This window comes from Bradyrhizobium sp. (assembly GCF_049691595.1).
Taxonomy (GTDB): Bacteria; Pseudomonadota; Alphaproteobacteria; order Rhizobiales; family Xanthobacteraceae; genus Bradyrhizobium.
Genome location: NZ_JBAVNZ010000539.1, coordinates 1 through 3,360, shown reverse-complemented (window position 1 = coordinate 3,360; position 3,360 = coordinate 1). Strand labels below are relative to the sequence as shown.

3 protein-coding genes are annotated in these 3,360 nt (G+C 60.1%); all 3 read left to right on the top strand.

Annotation, left to right across the window (positions count from 1 at the left end):
• The coding region (locus WCE35_RS21775) for a hypothetical protein (RefSeq protein WP_424595383.1) at window positions 1-585 on the top strand (585 nt) is incomplete at its 5' end.
• Between the two features lie 49 nt (window positions 586-634).
• Entirely contained in the window at window positions 635-2,170 is a 1,536-nt protein-coding gene (gene pseG, locus WCE35_RS21770; protein WP_424595382.1) for a UDP-2,4-diacetamido-2,4,6-trideoxy-beta-L-altropyranose hydrolase, read from the top strand.
• A gap of 225 nt (window positions 2,171-2,395) precedes the next feature.
• Window positions 2,396-3,360 (top strand): pseudaminic acid synthase (gene pseI / locus WCE35_RS21765; protein ID WP_424595381.1); only part of this gene is annotated, 965 nt, incomplete at its 3' end.

Here is a 3,360-nt window from a genome sequence, read left to right as displayed (position 1 = left end):
ATCGAAGATCTGTCGGTCTATTCGGTCGATTTCCGCATCGCATCGGCGATGCTGATCGTGCACAGCATCGTTGGAACGGGCCTTTTTGCGCGGCTCTACGGCATGCCATCGCGGCTGTATGATCGTTTTCTAAGTTTCTATCTGGCGGCGATCGCGATGCTGGCCGTTGCCATCGTCGCGTCATATCCCTTTCTCGTCGGCTACTTGCAGTTTCGCTCGCTCGGAACCGACAATATCCACAGAGCCGTCGGACTGTTTCCGATCGTGATGCTTCAGGTCTACGCCTGGGGAGCCTGGGCATCGCTTGAGATTCGACTCGCACGGACCAGGCGCTCGGCGCCGGCCGCCAGAAGGAGCATTGTTCTCATGGTCGCGGTCGCAGCGCTGCTGGTCGGTCTCGGCATGCGGGGGCTGCTCAACTTGCGCGTCTGCGCGATACTGGTTGCCCTGCAGATGGTCGGCGGCGTCGCTATTCAGCTCCGGACGCTGTGGCGGCGCGGCGCAAAGATGCCGCGTACGACGGCTGCGATCACATTCGGTGTTGTTTTGATTACCCTGTGCGGCTGGTTTATACAGACAATATGACTCGCGACATGCCGCAACACGCCTCGTCAGGCTGGAGCACAAAACCGCAATGCTGATTGTGTTTCGAGCAGATGCCGATCCCGCCATCGGAGGCGGCCACGTCATGCGTTGCCTGACGCTGGCCGCGGAAATGCAGCAACGCGGCGCGGATGTGGTTTTTCTCTGCAAGGAGGAAACCACCGACACTGTTCCGGCTCTGGCCCGCTCCGGGATCACCTGTCTCGCCGCCGATCAACACGATTGGAACGACGCCATTGCCGCCGGAAAATATTGCGGCAAGCGGGTCAACCTGATCGTCGTCGACACCTATCGGCTTGGTTACGAGTTCGAGCGATCATTGCGTCGTCATTCATGCCCGGTCCTCGTTATCGATGACGCGCCGAATCGCCGGCACCATTGCGACCTTCTCCTAGATATGACGCTTGACCGGGCTGCCGCCGATTACGCCAATGTGATCCCGGCGCATTGTCGCGTACTCGCGGGTTCTTCGTACGCACTTCTGCGCGGCGAGTTCGGCGAACTCCGAAGCCAATCCCTCGCGCGGCGTAAGGCGTCTTCGACCCCGAAATCCGTGTTCATTTCACTGGGGCTGACCGATATCGGCGGACAGACCGCGGCGATCGCCCGCATGCTCGCCAGCGACAGCTGGCTGGAGCGGATTGTGGTCGTGACCGGCCCGACTACCCCCACTTTTCGAGATATCAAAGGACTTGAGGGCGAAGCACCCCGGATACGTGTATGCGTCGATCCGCCCGATATCGCCGAACTCATGGCGGATGCGGACCTCGCCATTGGTACGCCGGGAACCTCCTGTTGGGAGCGCTGTTGTCTGGGCCTTCCATCGATCATGCTCGTGGTCGCACAGAATCAGGTCGATAACGCCCACGCGCTGGAACAGGCCGGCGCGGCGCGGGTGTTGCCGCTCTCCTCCGATTCCGCGTCTTCGATTTCCAGGATCGTACGAGAGCTTGCAGAAACGCCGAACCAACTTGCGCAAATGTCGCGAAATGCCGCGAAAATCTGCGATGGCGACGGCGCCTTCCGCGTCGGTTGCGCCATCGATGAACTGGTCTTGCCAGATTCAACCGGGCAACTGACGCTTCGCGCCGCCACGGCAGACGATAGTCGACGGCTCTGGCTTTGGCGCAACGAGCATGGCGCGCGCAACATGTCTCCGGACCAGCGTCCGGTAGCTTGGGAAGCTCACTCTAGATGGCTAACCGCTCGCCTCGCTGATGCGGACACCATGATTTTTATTGTTGAGACAAACGGAAGGCCTTGCGGCAGTGTTCGTTTTCACGTTGAACAGACAAAAAACGCCTCAGTTAGTATCGCAATGGCCCGTCACGTCCGTGGCAAGGGGTACGGCGCGGCCGCACTCGACTCGGCCTGTCAGGCGGTGTTCAAGCAGCAATTTTGCGATCGCATCGAGGCCCGAGTAAAGCGCGAAAATATCGCTTCGCAAAAAATTTTCGAAAAGTGCGGATTTCTAACCGTAGGAACCGATGCGGTCTATCTTTTTTATCGCCGGATGCGCCCGGTAGATGCCAAACCCAATGGCAGCGTTGCCCGGCAAGCCCGATGACGCGGTACACTTGTTTGAGCTCCCACAACTGCTGCGGAACGACGTGTCGTCACCGTTGGTTCAAGGGTATAGAATCGATTTTGAGACGAAGCTTGGGGATTGCGTGCCTGCAAGGGCGATACGCGAAACGTTCTGCGCCGAAGGTCGTCCTGCGAGATGTTCGCGCGATGCGGAGCTCGACTTCCGAACTTGCGGCCGCCAAGCATTATGTGTCGAGGTAGAACTATGAGCCAGAGCCCGGAATTCGAGATCGCGGGGCGGAAAATCGGGCCCGACCACCCGCCCTATATTATCGCCGAGCTGTCGGCGAACCATAATGGACAGCTTTCCAAAGCCCTGGAGTTGATCGAGGCCGCCGCCGCGACCGGCGCGGATGCGATCAAGATCCAGACCTATACCGCCGACACCATGACCATTCCCCACGATAGCCCCGAGTTCCAGATCAAGGGCGGCCTGTGGGACGGCTATCAGCTTCATCAGCTCTACAAGCAAGCCTACACGCCGTTTGAATGGCACGCGGAGTTGTTTGCGAAAGCGCGCGACATCGGGATCACGATTTTTTCGACCCCGTTCGACGAAACCGCCGTCGACCTGCTCGCAGGACTGGACGCTCCCGCCTACAAGATCGCATCCTTCGAAGTCATCGACCTGCCGCTGATCAAATATGTCGCCAGGCGCGGCAAGCCGATGATCATTTCGACCGGCATGGCCAATCTCGGCGAGATTCAGGAAGCGGTCGAAACCGCCCGAAGCAACGGCGCTGGCGGCCTGGCCTTGCTGCATTGTACCAGCGCCTATCCTGCCCCGATCGAGCAGGCCAACGTGCGCACGGTATCGCATCTCGGACAGGCATTCGGCGTGGTGTCCGGCCTTTCCGACCATGCGCCAGGGTCGGCCGCGTGCGTCGCCTCGACGGTGCTGGGCGGCTCTATCATTGAAAAGCATTTTACGATTGCGCGGGCGGAGGGCGGGCCGGATGCGGCGTTTTCGCTTGAACCGGACGAATTCAAGAAGCTGGTCGATGATTGCAAGTCCGCATGGTCCGCGCTGGGCTCGGTCGGCTACAGCCTTGCCGAGAGCGAGCGGGCCAATACGCGGTTCCGGCGTTCCATCTACGCGGTCAAGCCCATCAAGGCTGGACAGACCCTGACAGCCGACAACGTTCGGTCGATCCGACCGGGATTCGGCCT